Origin of the sequence: Vogesella oryzae, assembly GCF_902829295.1 — a bacterium.
GTDB lineage: Bacteria > Pseudomonadota > Gammaproteobacteria > Burkholderiales > Chromobacteriaceae > Vogesella > Vogesella oryzae.
In genome coordinates this window covers 1-16314 of sequence record NZ_CADEPL010000030.1, presented here as the reverse complement: position 1 = coordinate 16314, position 16314 = coordinate 1, and the positions used below count along the sequence as shown (strand labels likewise).

The following is a 16314-nucleotide window of genomic DNA, read 5'->3' as shown; positions in this document are numbered from 1 at the left end:
TTCTAGCAGTTTTTGCCGGCAACAAAGCCGGAAGACCACGCCCACTGGAAGTTATAACCACCCAGCCAGCCGGTGATGTCCACCACCTCGCCGATGAAGAACAGGCCCGGCACCTCGTTCGCCATCATGGTCTTGGACGACAGTGCCTTGGTGGACACCCCGCCTCGCGTCACCTCGGCCTTCTTGTAGCCTTGAGTGCCATTGGGCAGCACCCGCCAGTTATGCAGCGTCACCGCCAGCTGACGCCGCTTCTTGGGCGACAGATCCTTGCCGCGCACGTTCGCCCCCTGCCCCTCCAGCCATGCCTCGGCAAAGCGCTTTGGCCAGCCCAGCTCGCCCATGGCATTGGCCAGCAGCTGCTCGCTGCCGGCACGCTCCTCCAGCCAGGCCTCGGCATCCGTTTCCGGCAACAGGTCGATGATGATCTCCTGCCCCGGTTGCCAGTAACTGGAAATCTGCAGGATGGCCGGCCCGGACAGGCCCTTGTGGGTGAACAGCACGTTTTCGCGGAAGCGCACCTTGCCGATACGCACTTCGGTATCGAGCGACACACCGGCCAAGGGCGCAAAGCGCGTGGCATCGTCGACATGAAAGGTCAGCGGCACCAGCGCCGGGGTCAGCGCGGTCACCGGCAAACCGAATTGTTCGGCAATCTGGTAACCCAGCGGCGTGGCGCCAATTTGCGGAATCGATAGCCCGCCAGTGGCCACCACCAGTGACTCGGCGCTGAAACTGCCGATCGAGGTGGCGACCACAAAACCGTCATCGCTGCGGCCAACCTGCTCGACCCGGGCACCCATGCGGCGCTCCACCCCCGCTGCACGGCACTCCTCATCCAGCATGTCGATGATCTGCTGGCTGCTGTCATCGCAAAACAGCTGGCCCAGTTTTTTCTCGTGGTAGGCAATGCCATAGCGCTCTACCAGCGCGATAAAGTCACGCGGCGTATATTGCGCCAGCGCCGAGCGGCAGAAATTGGGGTTCTCCGACACATAGCAATCATGTCGCGCCTGCAGGTTGGTAAAGTTGCTGCGCCCACCGCCGGAGATACGGATTTTCTCCGCCAACTTGTCGGCGTGATCCAGCAGCAGCACCCGGCGCCCCCGCTGGCCGGCAGTAGCCGCACACATCATTCCAGCCGCGCCGGCACCCAATACAATGACATCGAAATGCACAGCCGAAACCTTTAGTCTAGTGATTTGGTCAACAATTGGCGCATTCGCCCAATTACAGTAAACTTCAACGGTCTGACAGCGCATGCTGTTTTGCTAATCAAACCTGGAGAGCAAGATGGAACACAAACTGCCCGAACTCCCGTACGGCCTGGACGCCCTGGCACCGATCATTTCCAAGGAAACCCTGGAATTCCACTACGGCAAGCATCACCAGACCTACGTGACCAACCTGAACAACCTGATCAAGGGTACCGAGTTCGAGAACGCTTCCCTGGAAGAAATCGTCAAGAAATCCTCCGGCGGCATTTTCAACAACGCAGCCCAGGTATGGAACCACACTTTCTACTGGTTCGGTCTGGCACCGAACGCTAGCGGCGAAGAGCGCAAGCCGGCTGGTGCACTGGCTGACGCCATCAACGCCAAGTGGGGCTCCTTCGACGAGTTCAAGAAAGCCTTTGCCGCCTGTGCCGTTGGCACCTTCGGCTCCGGCTGGGCCTGGCTGGTAAAAGCTGCCGACGGCAGCCTGGAACTGGTATCCACCAGCAACGCCGCCACCCCGCTGACCACCGACAAGAAAGCACTGCTGACTTGCGACGTGTGGGAACACGCCTACTACATCGACTACCGCAACAGCCGCCCGAACTACATGGAAGGCTTCTGGAAGCTGGTAAACTGGGACTTCGTCGCCCAGAACTTTGCCGCCTGATCCTTCAGCCCGGCAATAAAAAAGGCCCCTTACGGGGCCTTTTTTCATTCAGCCGGCGTCTGGTTGATCAGCACCTTGTGCTTCAGGCGCAACTGTTCCAGATAGGCGACCAACATATTGTTGGCCGACAACTCCGACAGCAAGCCCCCAAGCTGAGCGGTTTCTTCCGGGCTCAGCGTCTGCGCAGCCTGTACCTTGTCGACACGGTAAATGACAAAGTCCCCGTTTTCGCGCTTCAGGCCGGCAAAACCCGGCAGTTGCTTGCCAGACACAGCAAAGATGGCACGCACGTCGCCTTGTGGCACCTGCCCCGGCGAGCGGCGCGACAGCGACTGGGGACCACCCCAGGATTGCGCATCAACGCCCTTGCCTGCCTTCAGCTCGGCCAGCAAGGCCTCGCCACGCTGCGCGGCCAACTTGCCACCTTCACGCTGCACCAGCTCTGCCTTGACCTGGTCCTGCACCTCGGACAGCGGCTTCTGCCGTGCCGGCAAATGCTCGGCAACACGCACCACTGCAAGCGTATTGTTACCAAGATCGATCGGCTCGCTATTGTGCTTGCCCTGCAACACGTCATCACTGTATGCAGCATCCAGCAGCTTGCGGTTACCCAGCACCGCATCGCCAGCTTTGCCACTGCGCGGCAGTGCGTCGCTATGCTGCACCGTCAGGCCCAACGCCTCCAGACCTTTCAGCGAGTCGCCCTGCTGGTAAGCGATTTCACCCATCTTCTCGGCACTACTGCGGAATTGCGCGGCGGCTTTCTGCAGTTGCAGCTTGGCAATGACGGCAGCCTTCTGCGCCTCGAAATCCACGCCCTTGATGTCGTTAAGCTTCAGGATGTGGTAGCCGAATTCGGTTTCAACCACTTCGCTGATCTGGCCTTTCTGCATGCGGAAAGCCACATCTTCGAATGCTTTGGTCATGGTGCCGCGACCGAACAACCCCAAATCACCGCCATTGGCAGCAGAGCCCGGATCCTGCGATTTGGTCTTGGCAATCTCGGCAAATTGAGCCGGATTGGCACGCACCTGCTTGAGGATAGCCTCCGCCTCGGCTTTGACCTTCGCCTTCTCCGCGGCCGATGCCCCAGTGCTGACGGTCAGCAAAATATGCGACACATCGCGCTGTTCGCTACCGAATTCCGCGCGGTTTTTGTCGAAGTAAGCACGGGCATCCGCATCACTAACCTGAATCGCTTGCGCCAGCTGCGATTGCGACAGCAGCACATAATCCAGCTTTACCGTTTCTTCAGTCTTGAAGCGTTTGAGGTTGGCCTCGTAATAGCTCTTCAGCATTGCATCATCCAGCTTCACGCTGGCGGCAAACTGCTCCGGCTTCAGCACCAGCTCGCGGACATCACGTACCTCGGTCATCATCGCTGCCATGCGCGACTGCAGGCTGCGAGAGACAAACTGGCCATTTAGGAATGGCGCCACCTGGGCTTGCAGCAACAGATCGCGACTCACCTGCGCCTCGAAGGTGGCAGCATTGAGGTTACGGGCAGCGAGAAACTCCTGATAACGCGCGGGGCTGAACTTGCCGTTATCCTGGAATGCAGGCACACCAGCGATTACCGCGCGCAACTGTGCCGGCGACACGGCCAGGTGCGAGCTACGTGCCTCGGCCAGCAACATTTCCTGACGGATCAGGTTCTCCAGCACCGCCTGGCGTGAAGCCGCATTGGCGGGCTGATCCTGCATCTGGCGCTCGACATCACGCTTGTAAATCTTGGCATCCCCGACCTTGGCCAGGTATGGGTCATCAACCGCAGCGCTGTAGCTACCCACGCCAAAGCCGACGAAAGTCAGGGCAACCGCCCCCAGGATTATCTTGATGGCGGTGTTGTTGTTATGAACGAAATCAAACATGGCTATGGGGTCTTACAAAAAAACAAGGTGAACGGCGGGCCGTTCACCATCTGATGGAGCCTCGTGACAAGCAAGCCCCTGACAGACGGTCGGACGACGATACCGTCCGAGCGATTACCGGGCCGTCAATTACAGGGCGTCTTTCAGAGCCTTGCCAGCACGGAACTTCGGAGACTTGGCTGCAGCGATGGTGATGGTTTCACCGGTCTTCGGGTTACGGCCGCTACGTTCGGCACGCTCGCCTACGTAGAAAGTACCGAAGCCTACAACGGTGACAGTGTCGCCGGCTTTCAGTGCGTCAGCAACAGCATCAATCATGCCGTCCAGTGCCTTGCCGGCAGCTGCTTTGGAAATGTCTGCCTTGGCGGCGATCGCGTCAATCAGTTCAGACTTGTTCACGTAAAGTCCCCTTTCGTCGTTCTCGGTGTACGGAGTACTGAATAAAACCGCTAGCTTTATAGCAAGGCCAAAATCCTTGTGTCAAGCGGCTTCCAGCGGGGTATTGATATGTTCCTCGCCCCTCTGGAAGCCGATGCTAGCGCGCTTTCTCAGGCAAATCAAAACAATGCGTCATTAATGCGTCATTTGCGCCGACGCTGTCGCAGGATCACCAACAGGCGTAGCAATGGCGGGGATTTCTGCCACCAAAGGCTCCGGTTGGCGCTCAAGGGCCAATGCCAAAACTTCATCAATCCACTTGACCGGAATAATTTCCAGCTTGTTTTTGATATTAGCCGGAATTTCTGCCAGATCCTTCACGTTACCCTTGGGGATCAACGCACGTTTGATCCCGCCGCGCTGCGCCGCCAACAGTTTTTCTTTCAGGCCGCCAATCGGCAGCACTTCGCCTCGCAAGGTGATCTCGCCGGTCATAGCCACATCCGCCCGCACCGGGTTGCCCGTCAGCACCGATACCAGTGCGGTCGTCATTGCAATACCCGCGGACGGACCATCCTTGGGCGTCGCACCTTCCGGCACATGGATATGCATATCATGCTTTTCGTAGAAGTCAGGCTTGATACCAAGCTGACTGGCACGACTGCGCACCACGCTCATGGCGGCTGTAATCGACTCCTGCATCACCTCGCCCAGCTGGCCGGTACGGATGATATTACCCTTGCCAGGCAAAGCCACAGCCTCAATGGTCAGCAATTCGCCACCCACCTCGGTCCAGGCCAGCCCTGTAACCTGACCAATGCGGTTTTCTTCTTCCGCCAGGCCGAAGTCAAAACGGTGCACACCAAGGTACTTTTCCAGATTCTTGGCGTTTACAACCGTTTTACTGGTTCCGGCAGTCTTCTTCTTGGACTGGACAGTGACAACTTTACGGCAGATTTTGGCAATTTCGCGATCAAGGCTACGCACACCGGCCTCACGCGTGTAGTAACGCACAATATCGCGCAGCGCCGATTCGTGAATCTGCAGCTCGCCCTCGTTCACGCCATTCGCCTTCACCTGCTTGGGAACCAGATACTTGACGGCGATATTGACCTTTTCGTCCTCGGTGTAACCAGACAGGCGAATGATCTCCATACGATCAAGCAGCGCCGGCGGAATGTTCAGCGAGTTGGCCGTAGCCACAAACATCACATCCGACAGGTCGAAATCAACTTCAGCGTAGTGATCGACAAAAGCATGGTTCTGTTCTGGATCCAGCACCTCAAGCAAGGCAGAGGATGGATCGCCACGGAAATCGGCCCCCATCTTGTCCACTTCATCCAGCAGGAACAGCGGATTCTTCACGCCAACCTTGCTCATGTTCTGCAGCACCTTGCCCGGCATCGAGCCGATATAGGTACGGCGGTGACCACGAATCTCGGACTCATCGCGCACGCCACCAAGCGCCATGCGCACAAACTTGCGATTAGTGGCACGCGCAATCGACTGCCCAAGTGAGGTTTTACCCACCCCCGGCGGCCCAACCAGACACAAGATCGGCGCCTTCAGGCGATCGACACGCTGCTGCACCGCAAGGTATTCGAGGATACGTTCCTTGACTTTTTCCAGGCCAAAGTGATCCTCATCCAGCACCTCTTCGGCAACATCGATATCCTTGCTGATCTTGGTTTTTTTCTTCCAAGGTAGATCGGTCAGTGTTTCGATGTAGTTGCGCACCACCGTAGCCTCGGCGGACATCGGCGACATCATGCGCAGCTTCTTGAGCTCGGCCATCGCCTTGTCCTTGCCTTCCTTGGACATGCCGGCCAGCTTGATTTTCTTCTCCAGCTCGTCAAAGTCGTTGCCTTCCTCGCCCTCACCGAGCTCTTTCTGGATCGCTTTTACCTGCTCATTCAGGTAGTACTCGCGCTGGCTTTTCTCCATCTGCCGTTTGACCCGGCCACGGATGCGCTTCTCGACCTGAAGAATGTCTATTTCGGTTTCCATCAGCGATAGCAGATACTCGATACGTTCCTTGATATCGAACATCTCCAGCACCTGCTGCTTGCTTTCCAGCTTCAGCGGCAAGTGCACCACGACGGAATCTGCCAGACGGCCGGCCTTATCGATGCCGGCCAGCGATGACAACACTTCACTCGGAATTTTTTTGTTCAGTTTAACGAACTGCTCAAACTGGGCCAGCAGCGCACGGCGCAGTGCCTCGACCTCGCTTGCCTCTTCCACCGCCGGCGATAGCGGGTCAAGCACAGCAGAGAAATAGTCGCCATGGTCTTCGACCTTGGTAACCTGGGCACGCTGACGCCCCTCAACCAGAACCTTTACCGTGCCATCCGGCAATTTGAGCATCTGCAGGATAGTGGCAACCGCCCCAATGTCATGCAGATCATCAACGCCCGGCTCATCTTTTTCAGCGGAGCGCTGGGCGACCAGCAGAATCTGCTTGTCACTCTCCATCGCCAGCTCCAGCGCCTTGATGGATTTGGCACGGCCAACAAACAGTGGGATTACCATGTGCGGGAAAACAACCACATCGCGCAGCGGCAGCAGCGGCAGCGTGGTCTGGTCTTTTAATTCGGCGGGTTGTGGCATATCACCTAACCTTGCTCTTTAGGATTTCTGTTAACTGGACAAATTAGGGCAAATCCGTCCTTATCAAGCATGCTAAAGCACATCTGCACAGCTGGAAATAAAAAAACCGCCCTTGCGGGCGGCTTGTTCTAGCGGCATCAGGCTGACTGCGCCGCATCCGGCAACTGGTCGCCGCCCTGGTAAATGAAGGTCGGTTTATCACCTTTTTCGATAACCTTTTCATCTACAACGACTTTGCACACATCCTCCAGCGATGGCAGCTCGTACATGGTGTCGAGCAACGCACGCTCAAGGATAGAGCGCAGACCACGGGCTCCGGTCTTGCGAATCAGGGCCTGCTTGGCAATAACACGCAACGCCGACGGCAATACGTCCAGCTCGACATTTTCCAGTGAGAACAAGCGCTGGTACTGCTTGATCAGCGCGTTCTTCGGCTGGGTCAGGATGCTCACCAGCGCTTCCTCGTCCAGCTCTTCCAGCGTGGTCACTACCGGCAGACGGCCGATCAATTCCGGAATCAGACCAAACTTGATCAGATCTTCCGGCTCTACCTCGCTGAACAGCGTGGTGATCGACTTGCCATCTTCCTTGGAGCTGATGCTGGCACCAAATCCAATCCCGCCTTTTTCCGAGCGGCGACGAATGATCTTTTCCAGACCATCGAATGCACCACCACAGATAAACAGGATATTGGTGGTATCAACCTGGATGAACTCCTGGTTCGGATGTTTGCGACCACCTTGCGGCGGCACCGAGGCCACGGTGCCTTCGATCAGCTTCAGCAATGCCTGCTGCACACCCTCGCCGGACACGTCACGGGTAATGGACGGGTTTTCCGATTTGCGGGAAATCTTGTCGATCTCGTCGAGATAGACGATGCCTCGCTGCGCCTTCTCCACGTCGTAATCACACTTCTGGAGCAGCTTCTGGATGATGTGCTCTACATCCTCACCCACATAGCCCGCCTCGGTCAGCGTGGTCGCGTCAGCAATTACGAATGGCACATCCAGCAGCTTGGCCAGCGTCTGCGCCAACAGCGTCTTGCCGGAACCGGTCGGGCCGATCAGCAGGATGTTGCTCTTGGACAGCTCGACATCGTCCTTGCTGCTCGGGGTATACAAGCGCTTGTAGTGGTTGTACACCGCCACCGCCAAGGATTTCTTGGCATGCTCCTGCCCGATGATGTGCTGATCCAGCGAGGTGCGAATCTCCTGCGGGGTCGGCAGCGGCGGTGTAGCAGACGCATCTTCGCCTGCTCCCACCTTCGCCTCCACTTCCTCGCGGATGATGTCGCCACACAGATCGACACACTCATTGCAGATGTAAACCTGCGGGCCTGCAATCAGGCGCTGCACTTCATGCTGGCTCTTGCCGCAAAAAGAGCAGTACAGCAGTTTTTCGTTACCGCCTTTTTCTGCCATCTGATCGACGTCCTAATTAAGCCGCCACGTCGGCGCGCGAACTCAGCACCTTGTCGATGAGCCCGTATTCACGGGCATCTTCGGCAGACATGAAATTGTCGCGTTCGGTGTCGGCTTGTACTTGTTCCACACTCTGGCCGGCGTGCTTGGCCAGCAGTTCGTTCATCTGCGCCTTGGTTTTCACCAGTTCGCGGGCATGAATCTCGATATCGGTAACCTGACCGGTCAGACCTCCGCCATACAGCAGCGGCTGGTGGATCATGACGCGGCTATGCGGCAGCGCAAAGCGCTTACCTTTGGCACCGGCAGACAACAGGAACGCGCCCATGCTGGCAGCCTGGCCAATGCAGAGGGTTGATACGTCCGGCTTGATGAAATTCATCGTGTCATAAATCGACATGCCGGCCGTAATCGAGCCCCCCGGAGAATTGATGTACAGATAGATGTCCTTGTCCGGGTTTTCCGACTCCAGGAACAGCAGCTGTGCCACCACCAGATTGGCCGACTCGTCGGTAACCGGACCGACCAGGAACACAATGCGTTCCTTCAACAGGCGAGAGAAGATGTCGTAAGCGCGCTCGCCACGACCGCTCTGCTCTACCACCATGGGCACCAGGCCCAGACCTTGCGGTTCAATCATCGATTTCATCGACCTCTCCGGTTATTCAACAAATCAGGCGTTCTGGCCCATCAGGGTTTCGAAGGAAACTTCCTTCTCGACAACATTGGCCTTACCCAGCACAAATTCAACCACGTTGTCTTCCAGCACCATGGAGGTCGGGCCTTCCAGGCGTTCCTGGCTGGCGTAGTACCACTGGATCACGTCTTCCGGCTGCTCGTAGCTTTCGGCAAACTCTTCTACCAGTGCCTTGATCTGTTCCGGCTTGGCTTCCAGCTTGTTGGCCGCAACCACTTCGGACAGGATCAGGCCCAGAGCCACACGACGCTCGGCTTGCTGGGTGAACAGATCGGCCGGCAGCGGCATATCTTTCATCTGCATGCCACGCTGAGCCAGATCCTGGCGAGCCTGATCCATCAGGCGGCCAACTTCCAGGTCAACCAGTGCTTTGGGCAGGTCCAGCGGGGTTACGTCGATCAGCGCCTGCATCACGTTTTCTTTGATCTTGGCAGTCAGACGACGCTTCACTTCGCGCTCGACGTTCTTGCGGATCTCGGCACGCATTTTTTCTACGTCGCCATCGGCGATACCCAGCTGCTTGGCGAACTCTTCGTTCACTTCCGGCAGTTGGGCTTCAGCCACGTTTTTCACCAGGATTTCGAACACGGCGGTTTTACCAGCCACGTCCTTGCCGTGGTAATCAGCCGGGAAGTTCACTTCCACGCTCTTGATATCGCCTTCTTTCATGCCGATGATGCCGGCTTCGAATTCCGGCAGCATCTGACCCTGGCCCAGCATGAACGGGAAGTTCTCGGAGGAACCGCCTTCGAAGGCCACGCCATCGACAGCGCCTTTGAAGTCGATGATCACGCGGTCGCCATTGGCTGCTTCACGCTCTACGCGGTTGAAACGGGTACGCTGCTTGCGCAGGATGTCGACGGTCTTGTCGATTTCGGTATCGGTAACCGCGGTAGTCGGCTTCTCGATTTCCTTGCCGGCCAGTTCGCCAACCTTTACTTCCGGGAACACTTCGAAAGCAGCAGCGAACTTGAAGCTCTCGGCATCGCCTTCAGCCGGTTCAAAACGCGGGTAGCCAGCTACACGCAGCTTCTGCTCGGCAGCGGCCTTGTAGAACGCTTGCTGAACCTGCTCGCCCAGTACTTCTTCGCGCACTTGTGCGCCGTAATTCATTTCAACGATCTTTGCCGGAGCCTTGCCCGGGCGGAAACCCTGAATCTTCGCAGAGCGTGCCACGCGCTTCAGACGCTCGGCGACTTGTGCGTCGATGGCAGCCAGCGGCAGTGCGATGTTCATGCGACGCTCGAGGCCGCTCAACGTTTCCAGTTGTACTTGCATTTCCAATCCTTAGATTTAAAAGGGTGTGGGGTTGAAGCCCGAAGCGGGAAAGTCCGAGGCCTAGCGTAGTGCTGGAGGAACCTTGCAGATGATGCTTTCCTGCGCCATGAAATCAGAACTCAAACCAGTGCACTCACCCGCAGCGCGGGCAAGCCTAGCAGGCTAAAGCAAAGGGCGAGTATAGCATGCAGTGTCGAATTGAACAGCGCACACGGCCAGACGACCAGAACATGCCGATACGCTTTTGATGGGCACATCGCACCCGTAAAAATCATGAGTTACCAGACATTGCTGCAGCGCTACAGCCAACTACATCTTCCGGCCGATTGTGCAGCGCGCCGCCACACGCTAAGGTAGCAGCTCATTTGTCTGCCCCGCACCAAGCTCATGACACGTCTCACCCATTTCGACGCCGCCGGCCAGGCTCACATGATCGATGTCGGCAGCAAAAGCGAACCCCGCCGCGTTGCGCGCGCCAGTGGCCACATCGACATGGCCGCCGATACCTTCGCCCTGCTGCAAGCTGGCAACAACAAAAAAGGCGACGTGATTGGCATCGCGCGACTGGCTGCCATCCAGGGCACCAAACGCACCGCCGACCTGATTCCGCTGTGCCACCCGCTGGCACTGACCCGCGTGGCAGTGGAGTTCAGCGCCGATGCTGCGGCCAACCGGCTGTATATCGAAGTCACCACCGAGACCGTTGGCCGCACCGGCGTGGAAATGGAAGCACTCAGCGGCGTGATGGCCGGCCTGTTGACGGTGTACGACATGCTGAAAGCGGTAGACAAGGGCATGACCATCGGCGGCGTGCAACTGCTGGAAAAACAGGGCGGCAAGAGCGGCCACTGGCTGGCCGCAGGCACCGCCCCGCAAGATTAAACAACGGGCCGTCGCGAACGGCCTTGTTTCGCACTATCGTTAACCTTATTTTGAATAGCGAAGAATAACGATGAATGACCCCTGGCAACTGTTTGCCGGCCGTGGCGCCAGCCAGCGCCTGCAGCTGCTGCGCGCCATCGCCGCACAGGGCTCGATCAGTGCCGCCGCCAGAAGCTGCGGCATCAGTTACAAGGCGGCCTGGCAGCAAATCGACAACATGAACCGCCAGAGCGACAGCCCGCTGATCGAACGCCTCACTGGCGGCCGAGGCGGTGGCGGCACGCGGCTGACCGAACTAGGTGCAAAACTGCTGCTTGCCTGGGACAACGCCGGCAACACCCTGCAAACCAGCGACGATCACCCCGCCACCCTCACCGACCTGTCACGCCTGCCGCTACGCACCTCGGCCCGCAACCAGCTCGCCGGCATCATTCGCCGCATCGACCAGGGCGCCGTCAACGACACCCTGCTAATACAGCTAAGCGGTGGCCAGATGCTGACCGCGCAGGTGACACGCAGCAGCTGCGAAGAACTTGGCCTGCGCGTCGGCAAGCAGACAGTCGCGCTGATCAAGGCATCGTGGCTGGCACTGGCCACACCGGACACCGCCGGACGCATTGCCGTTGCCAACCGGCTGAGCGGCCATATCGGCCGGCTGACCGCGGGCGCGGTCAACAGCGAAGTGATCGTGCAACTGGCTGGCGGCGGCACGCTATGCGCCATCGTCGACAACGACAGCATCGCCAGCCTGCAACTGCAATCCGGCAGCGCCGTCACGGCGCTCTTTTCTGCCCAGAGCGTGATTCTGGGCATTTTCGACTGACACAGGACCCTCAGATGCGCCGCTATCTCCTGACACTCTTCGGCAGCCTGATCGCCACCATGCCCTGCAACCCCGCGCTTGCCGCACCGGTGAAAGTCGCGGTTGCGGCCAACGTGCAATACGCCTTTGCCGATGTCGCCGCCGACTTCACCCGCAGCACCGGCGTAGCGGTGGAAGCTTCCTATGCATCTTCCGGCAAGATCGCCACCCAGATTCTGAACGGTGCGCCATTCGAACTGTTCCTGTCTGCCGACGATGAAACCCCGCGCAAGCTGTCCAGCGCCGGCATGGCCCAGCTGCCGGCCAAGACCTATGCGCTAGGCGCACTGGTGCTGTGGTCGAAAGACCCGGCTTTCGATGGCAAGCAATGGCAGTCCTGGCTGAAAAGCGCCAGCGGCAAGGTGGCGATCGCCAACCCGCAAGCCGCCCCCTATGGCGCGGAGGCGCTGCGGGTGCTGGCCTACTACCGGCTGACCGACAGCGTGAAGCCGCGGCTGGTACAGGGCGACAACATCGCTCAGGCGGCGCAGTTCGTCGACAGTGGCGCGGCGCAAGCCGGCTTTGTCGCCAAGGCGCTGGTGCTGGCGCCGCAGATGCAGGGCAAGGGCCGCTGGGTGGATATCCCTGCCGCCAGTTACCAGCCTATCGTGCAGGACATGCTGCTACTCAAGCCTGCCGCGGCCAACCCGGATGCCCGCAAACTGTTCGACTACCTGTCCTCGCCTGCCGCGCACGCCATCCTGCAACGCTACGGCTACCGCCTACCATGAACCGGCTCCCGGGTTTTGTGACCGGCATCCATAGCGCCGACGGCATCCACCTGCTGCAGGTCAGCGTGGGCGAGCAGCAATGCACCGCGCTGGCGCTGGGCGAGCACGCGCCAGCTTCCGTGGGCCAGCAGGTGCAGCTGGGTTTTCGCGAAATGGATGTGGCGCTGGCGCGCGACCTTGCCGGCGACATCAGCATCCGCAACATCCTGCCCAGCGCCGTCACCGACGTGCAGCTGGGCACGCTGATGGCGCGAGTCAGCCTGTGCTGCGGCCAACTGTCGTTCACCGCCCTGATCCCCCGCCAGTCCGCGCTGCGCCTGAAACTTACCCCGGGCAGCCGGGTCAGCGCGCTGATCAAGTCGCACGCCATGCTGCTACTGAAGAATGCCGCCACATGATCGACCTGCAACCGCTGTGGCTTACCGCCAGACTGGCGGCCACTACCAGTGCCATTCTGCTGTTGCTCGGCGTGCCGCTGGCCGGCTGGCTTGCGCACTGCCGCCGCTGGTACAAACCGCTGGCCGAGACCCTGGTCGCGATGCCGCTGGTGCTGCCGCCATCGGTACTCGGCTTCTACCTGCTGCTGGCGTTCTCGCCCGCCAGCCTGCTCGGGCAGTGGCTGCAAAGCATCCATCTCCAGCTGGTTTTTTCCTTTGCCGGGCTGGTAGTGGGCTCGGTGCTGTTCAGCCTGCCATTCATGGTGCAGCCGGTGGCGGCGGCGCTGTCCAGCCTGCCAGCCAACCTGCGCGAAGCGTCCTACACGCTAGGCAAGTCGCGCTGGCACACCTTCTGGCATGTGGAACTGCCCTGTATCAAACCGGCACTGGTGGCCGGATTGGTGATGAGCTTTGCCCATACCGTGGGCGAATTCGGTCTGGTATTGATGCTGGGCGGCAATATCCCGGGCGTCAGCCGGGTGGCCTCAATCGCCATTTATAACGAGGTGGAAGTGCTCAACTACCCTGCCGCGCATGTCTATGCCGCCGTACTGTGCAGCTTTTCTTTTCTGGTGGTGCTGGCCGTCAATCTGCTGCGCCGCCACAGCGAAAGGTTGGCCGCATGATCCGCTTTGCCCTGCAAAAGCAGCTGTCGGCACAGCTGACGCTGGATGTCGCCGCCGAACTGCCGGCCGGCCGCATCACAGCCGTCACCGGCGACTCCGGCGCTGGCAAGACCACGCTGCTGCGCCTGCTGGCCGGTCTTACCCTCGCCGACAGCGGCACGCTGGAGGTCAATGGAGAGCCGTGGATCAGCGGACGCCAGCAGCTATCGCCGCAGGCGCGCGGCGTGGGAATGGTGTTTCAGGATTACGCACTGTTCCCGCATCTGGATGTGCGTCGCAATATCGCCTACGGCGCCGCCCCTGCCGACCAGCCATTGGTCGAGGAGCTGCTGGCGTTGACCGGACTGGCACCCCACGCCAGCCAACGGCCGGCACAGCTGTCCGGCGGCCAGCGCCAACGGGTGGCGCTGGCACGTGCGCTGGCCCGCCGGCCGCGCTTGCTGCTGCTGGATGAACCGCTATCGGCGCTGGACCCGGCACTACGCAGCCGGCTACAGGATGATTTGCTGCAACTGCAGCAACGCTTTGCGGTCACCACGGTACTGGTCAGCCACGATATTCCGGAGGTGTTCAAACTTGCCGACCAGGTACTGCAGCTGGCCGCTGGCCGCATCGTACGGCGCGGCACACCGGCACAGGTCTATCTGCACGGCAACACAGCCGGCCGGTTGCAGCTGAATGCCACCGTGCTGGCAATCCAGCCGGCGGACCTGCTGTGGCGCGTCACGGTGCAAAGCGGTGGCAGCATGGTCGACATCCTGCTGGATCATGATGAAGCGGCCGGTCTGCGCGTCGGCAGCACACTCCCCTTGCTGGCCAGCAATCTGGTACCGCTACCACGGCCAGCCGGCAGCTGAGCGCAACAAAAAAACCCTGCCGCCTGGCAGGGTTGTTTTAGGTACTGGCATGCCACAACGGCAGCATGCCAAGCCGACGCTTCAAGCTGGCAACTCGCGCAAGTATTGCGCCACCTTGGCCGCCGGCACTTTTTGCAGCTTGCACAGCAAGCCATGATCGACCGTCCCGCGGCCATGCTGCTGGCGCAGAGTAATGCCCAGATGCAGCAACAGGTTGGCCGCCATCTCGGCATCGGCCAGCGCACGGTGGGCGCGACCGGTGGCCGGCAGTCCGGCCCAGCGGGTAAGGGTTCCCAGCTTGTGGTCCGGCGCCTGCGGCAGCAGGCGGCGCGACAGCAACAGCGTGCAGGCAAAGGCTTGCGCCCGGCTGCGCCCCAGCTGCGCCAGCTCGTAATCCCAGAACTTGCTGTCGAAACTGGCGTTATGCGCCACCAGCGGCGTCGTGCCGACAAAATCGGCCGCCTCGCGCATCACCTGCGCAGCAGGCGGCGCGCTGCGCAGCATGGCGTTGCTGATACCGGTCAGCTGTTCGATCATCGCCGGCACCCGCACGCCGGCATTCATCAGGCTCTGGTAGCGGTCGACGATCTGCCCGCGTTCCAGCAGCACGATGCCGATTTCGGTCGCGCGACAACCGACACCGGGGGTGATGCCGGTGGTTTCGAAGTCGATGACCGCCAGCCGTTGTTTCATGCCAGCGCCTGTTTGGCGGCCTCGGCCGGGCTCAGGCCATCGTAGAACATGTCGGTGTACCACTCGGCCTGTTCTTCGATGTGATCTTGTGCTTCTTCAATGCGGGCACCAGCCGCCACCAGATGCGCTTCTACCTCGGTGCACCAGGCCAAGAGTGCCAGGGTTTCGTCGTCCAGTTCGTCGTCGTGCTTCTTGGCCATGATTTTTCCTTTGCGAATCAATGCAATAAAAGAGCCGCGCATTGTACGCGGCCCCGCGGTTTGCGCAAGTGCATCGCCAACTAATTATCGTCGGGCAGCAGCACTTGCCAAGCCATGTCTTCCAGTGGCAGGTGGCAAGCCAGCCGTGGCGTCGACTCGGTATCCAGCCAGACTTCTTGCGCCGCCTGCGCGGCATCCACCAGTGCTGCACGCAGCAGCACGTTGCGCTCCTTGCGGCCAACCTTCACGTCGCGCGGCTGCCCCGCATGGCGGATGCGCACCGCGCAGGTACCACAGGTGCCCTGGCCGCAGCGCCAGTGCAGCGGCACCTCGTGAAAGCGCGCCACGTCGAGCAGCATGTCACCGGGCTGGGCGTCGTCAATCAGCGCCAGCAACTCGCCGCCGCGCCAGAAACTCAGGCCGCTCACAGCGGACAAACCGCCACCAGATCGCCGGGCGCCACCCGCTGCCCCGGCTGCAGGCGCACCAGCGCATCGGCCCAGGCGCAGGAAGTCAGCACCGCGGAGCCCTGGTTTGGGTAGCGATGCACCACCAGCTGGCCGTCCTGCTCGCGCAGCTGCACGCGCAGAAACTCCTCGCGTTTCATGTCCGGCTTGTGCCATTCAAACGCCGCCGGCAGCTGTTGCGTTTGCGGCCAACCTTGCACCGTCTCCCCCATGCGCGCACGCAGGAAATCGCGCACCAGCACCGCGAAAGTCACATAACCGGACACCGGGTTGCCCGGCAGACCGATGAAGTCGGCCTCACCCAGCCGGCCGCTGGCCAGCGGCTTGCCCGGCTTGATGGCGATCTTCCACAGCTGCAATTCACCCTCGGCTTCTACTGCGGCCTTGACGTGATCTTCCTCGCCCACCGACACACCACCACAG

Annotated in this window: 18 protein-coding genes; 7 read left to right on the top strand and 11 right to left on the bottom strand. The window is 60.0% G+C overall.

Going from position 1 to position 16314, the window contains the following annotated elements; all coding sequences use genetic code 11:
* Positions 1-2: 2 nt before the first annotated feature.
* Positions 3-1259, bottom strand: coding sequence for a BaiN/RdsA family NAD(P)/FAD-dependent oxidoreductase (locus tag HU218_RS12080; protein ID WP_174875194.1), 1257 nt, complete (start codon positions 1257-1259; stop codon positions 3-5).
* 31 nt (positions 1260-1290) lie between these two features.
* Here HU218_RS12080 and HU218_RS12075 point away from each other — a divergent pair, with 31 nt between their 5' ends.
* Entirely contained in the window at positions 1291-1881 is a 591-nt protein-coding gene (locus HU218_RS12075) for a superoxide dismutase (RefSeq protein WP_174875193.1), read from the top strand.
* A gap of 44 nt (positions 1882-1925) precedes the next feature.
* Here the strand turns inward: HU218_RS12075 and HU218_RS12070 are convergent, their stop codons facing one another.
* The 6 genes from HU218_RS12070 to tig form a co-directional block, all read right to left on the bottom strand.
* On the bottom strand, positions 1926-3752 hold the full coding sequence (locus HU218_RS12070) for a SurA N-terminal domain-containing protein (protein ID WP_174875192.1): 1827 nt from the start codon (positions 3750-3752) through the stop codon (positions 1926-1928).
* Between the two features lie 129 nt (positions 3753-3881).
* A complete protein-coding gene (locus HU218_RS12065) occupies positions 3882-4151 on the bottom strand; it encodes an HU family DNA-binding protein (protein ID WP_174875191.1) in 270 nt (89 codons plus the stop codon).
* 174 nt (positions 4152-4325) lie between these two features.
* Positions 4326-6740, bottom strand: a complete 2415-nt coding sequence (gene lon / locus HU218_RS12060; protein WP_174875190.1) for an endopeptidase La — start codon at positions 6738-6740, stop codon at positions 4326-4328.
* 137 nt (positions 6741-6877) lie between these two features.
* Positions 6878-8161: an ATP-dependent Clp protease ATP-binding subunit ClpX gene (clpX, locus tag HU218_RS12055; protein ID WP_174875189.1), complete on the bottom strand. Its 1284-nt coding sequence runs from the start codon at positions 8159-8161 to the stop codon at positions 6878-6880.
* A gap of 16 nt (positions 8162-8177) precedes the next feature.
* A complete protein-coding gene (gene clpP / locus HU218_RS12050) occupies positions 8178-8810 on the bottom strand; it encodes an ATP-dependent Clp endopeptidase proteolytic subunit ClpP (protein ID WP_174875188.1) in 633 nt (210 codons plus the stop codon).
* Between the two features lie 24 nt (positions 8811-8834).
* Entirely contained in the window at positions 8835-10136 is a 1302-nt protein-coding gene (tig, locus tag HU218_RS12045) for a trigger factor (RefSeq protein WP_174875187.1), read from the bottom strand.
* 387 nt (positions 10137-10523) lie between these two features.
* Between tig and moaC the strand changes: the two genes are divergently transcribed.
* From moaC to HU218_RS12015, 6 genes are all read left to right on the top strand, one after another.
* The gene (gene moaC, locus HU218_RS12040) at positions 10524-11018 is read left to right on the top strand and encodes a cyclic pyranopterin monophosphate synthase MoaC (RefSeq protein WP_174875186.1); all 495 of its coding nucleotides are present in this window, start codon (positions 10524-10526) and stop codon (positions 11016-11018) included.
* 70 nt (positions 11019-11088) lie between these two features.
* Positions 11089-11841, top strand: a complete 753-nt coding sequence (locus tag HU218_RS12035; protein WP_174875185.1) for a TOBE domain-containing protein — start codon at positions 11089-11091, stop codon at positions 11839-11841.
* Positions 11842-11855: 14 nt separating this feature from the next.
* Positions 11856-12611, top strand: coding sequence for a molybdate ABC transporter substrate-binding protein (modA, locus tag HU218_RS12030; protein WP_217450809.1), 756 nt, complete (start codon positions 11856-11858; stop codon positions 12609-12611).
* Positions 12608-13009 carry a TOBE domain-containing protein gene (locus HU218_RS12025; protein WP_174875184.1) on the top strand — a complete coding sequence of 134 codons (402 nt, stop codon included), beginning with the start codon at positions 12608-12610 and terminating at the stop codon, positions 13007-13009. Before modA ends, HU218_RS12025 begins: the two co-directional genes overlap by 4 nt.
* Entirely contained in the window at positions 13006-13674 is a 669-nt protein-coding gene (gene modB, locus HU218_RS12020; protein ID WP_174875183.1) for a molybdate ABC transporter permease subunit, read from the top strand. Before HU218_RS12025 ends, modB begins: the two co-directional genes overlap by 4 nt.
* Positions 13671-14531, top strand: coding sequence for an ATP-binding cassette domain-containing protein (locus HU218_RS12015; protein WP_174875182.1), 861 nt, complete (start codon positions 13671-13673; stop codon positions 14529-14531). The genes modB and HU218_RS12015 overlap by 4 nt, the downstream gene beginning before the upstream one ends.
* A gap of 81 nt (positions 14532-14612) precedes the next feature.
* Here the strand turns inward: HU218_RS12015 and HU218_RS12010 are convergent, their stop codons facing one another.
* The 4 genes from HU218_RS12010 to HU218_RS11995 form a co-directional block, all read right to left on the bottom strand.
* Entirely contained in the window at positions 14613-15224 is a 612-nt protein-coding gene (locus HU218_RS12010) for a 3'-5' exonuclease (RefSeq protein ID WP_174875181.1), read from the bottom strand.
* Positions 15221-15424 carry a hypothetical protein gene (locus HU218_RS12005; protein WP_174875180.1) on the bottom strand — a complete coding sequence of 68 codons (204 nt, stop codon included), beginning with the start codon at positions 15422-15424 and terminating at the stop codon, positions 15221-15223. Before HU218_RS12005 ends, HU218_RS12010 begins: the two co-directional genes overlap by 4 nt.
* An 80-nt stretch (positions 15425-15504) precedes the next feature.
* Complete coding sequence (locus tag HU218_RS12000; protein WP_174875179.1) at positions 15505-15852, bottom strand: 2Fe-2S iron-sulfur cluster-binding protein; 348 nt, start codon at positions 15850-15852, stop codon at positions 15505-15507.
* On the bottom strand, positions 15849-16314 hold a 466-nt coding region (locus HU218_RS11995), incomplete at its 5' end, for a molybdopterin-binding protein (RefSeq protein ID WP_246211056.1). The genes HU218_RS11995 and HU218_RS12000, both read right to left, overlap by 4 nt.

Coding starts and splice junctions, on each gene's coding strand:
- HU218_RS12080 (WP_174875194.1), bottom strand. CDS start 1,259: ATGCGCTGTCAGACCGTTGAAGTTTACTGTAATTGGGCGAATGCGCCA.
- HU218_RS12075 (WP_174875193.1), top strand. CDS start 1,291: ATGGAACACAAACTGCCCGAACTCCCGTACGGCCTGGACGCCCTGGCA.
- HU218_RS12070 (WP_174875192.1), bottom strand. CDS start 3,752: ATGTTTGATTTCGTTCATAACAACAACACCGCCATCAAGATAATCCTG.
- lon (WP_174875190.1), bottom strand. CDS start 6,740: ATGCCACAACCCGCCGAATTAAAAGACCAGACCACGCTGCCGCTGCTG.
- clpX (WP_174875189.1), bottom strand. CDS start 8,161: ATGGCAGAAAAAGGCGGTAACGAAAAACTGCTGTACTGCTCTTTTTGC.
- clpP (WP_174875188.1), bottom strand. CDS start 8,810: ATGAAATCGATGATTGAACCGCAAGGTCTGGGCCTGGTGCCCATGGTG.
- tig (WP_174875187.1), bottom strand. CDS start 10,136: ATGCAAGTACAACTGGAAACGTTGAGCGGCCTCGAGCGTCGCATGAAC.
- moaC (WP_174875186.1), top strand. CDS start 10,524: ATGACACGTCTCACCCATTTCGACGCCGCCGGCCAGGCTCACATGATC.
- HU218_RS12035 (WP_174875185.1), top strand. CDS start 11,089: ATGAATGACCCCTGGCAACTGTTTGCCGGCCGTGGCGCCAGCCAGCGC.
- modA (WP_217450809.1), top strand. CDS start 11,856: ATGCGCCGCTATCTCCTGACACTCTTCGGCAGCCTGATCGCCACCATG.
- HU218_RS12025 (WP_174875184.1), top strand. CDS start 12,608: ATGAACCGGCTCCCGGGTTTTGTGACCGGCATCCATAGCGCCGACGGC.
- modB (WP_174875183.1), top strand. CDS start 13,006: ATGATCGACCTGCAACCGCTGTGGCTTACCGCCAGACTGGCGGCCACT.
- HU218_RS12015 (WP_174875182.1), top strand. CDS start 13,671: ATGATCCGCTTTGCCCTGCAAAAGCAGCTGTCGGCACAGCTGACGCTG.
- HU218_RS12010 (WP_174875181.1), bottom strand. CDS start 15,224: ATGAAACAACGGCTGGCGGTCATCGACTTCGAAACCACCGGCATCACC.
- HU218_RS12005 (WP_174875180.1), bottom strand. CDS start 15,424: ATGGCCAAGAAGCACGACGACGAACTGGACGACGAAACCCTGGCACTC.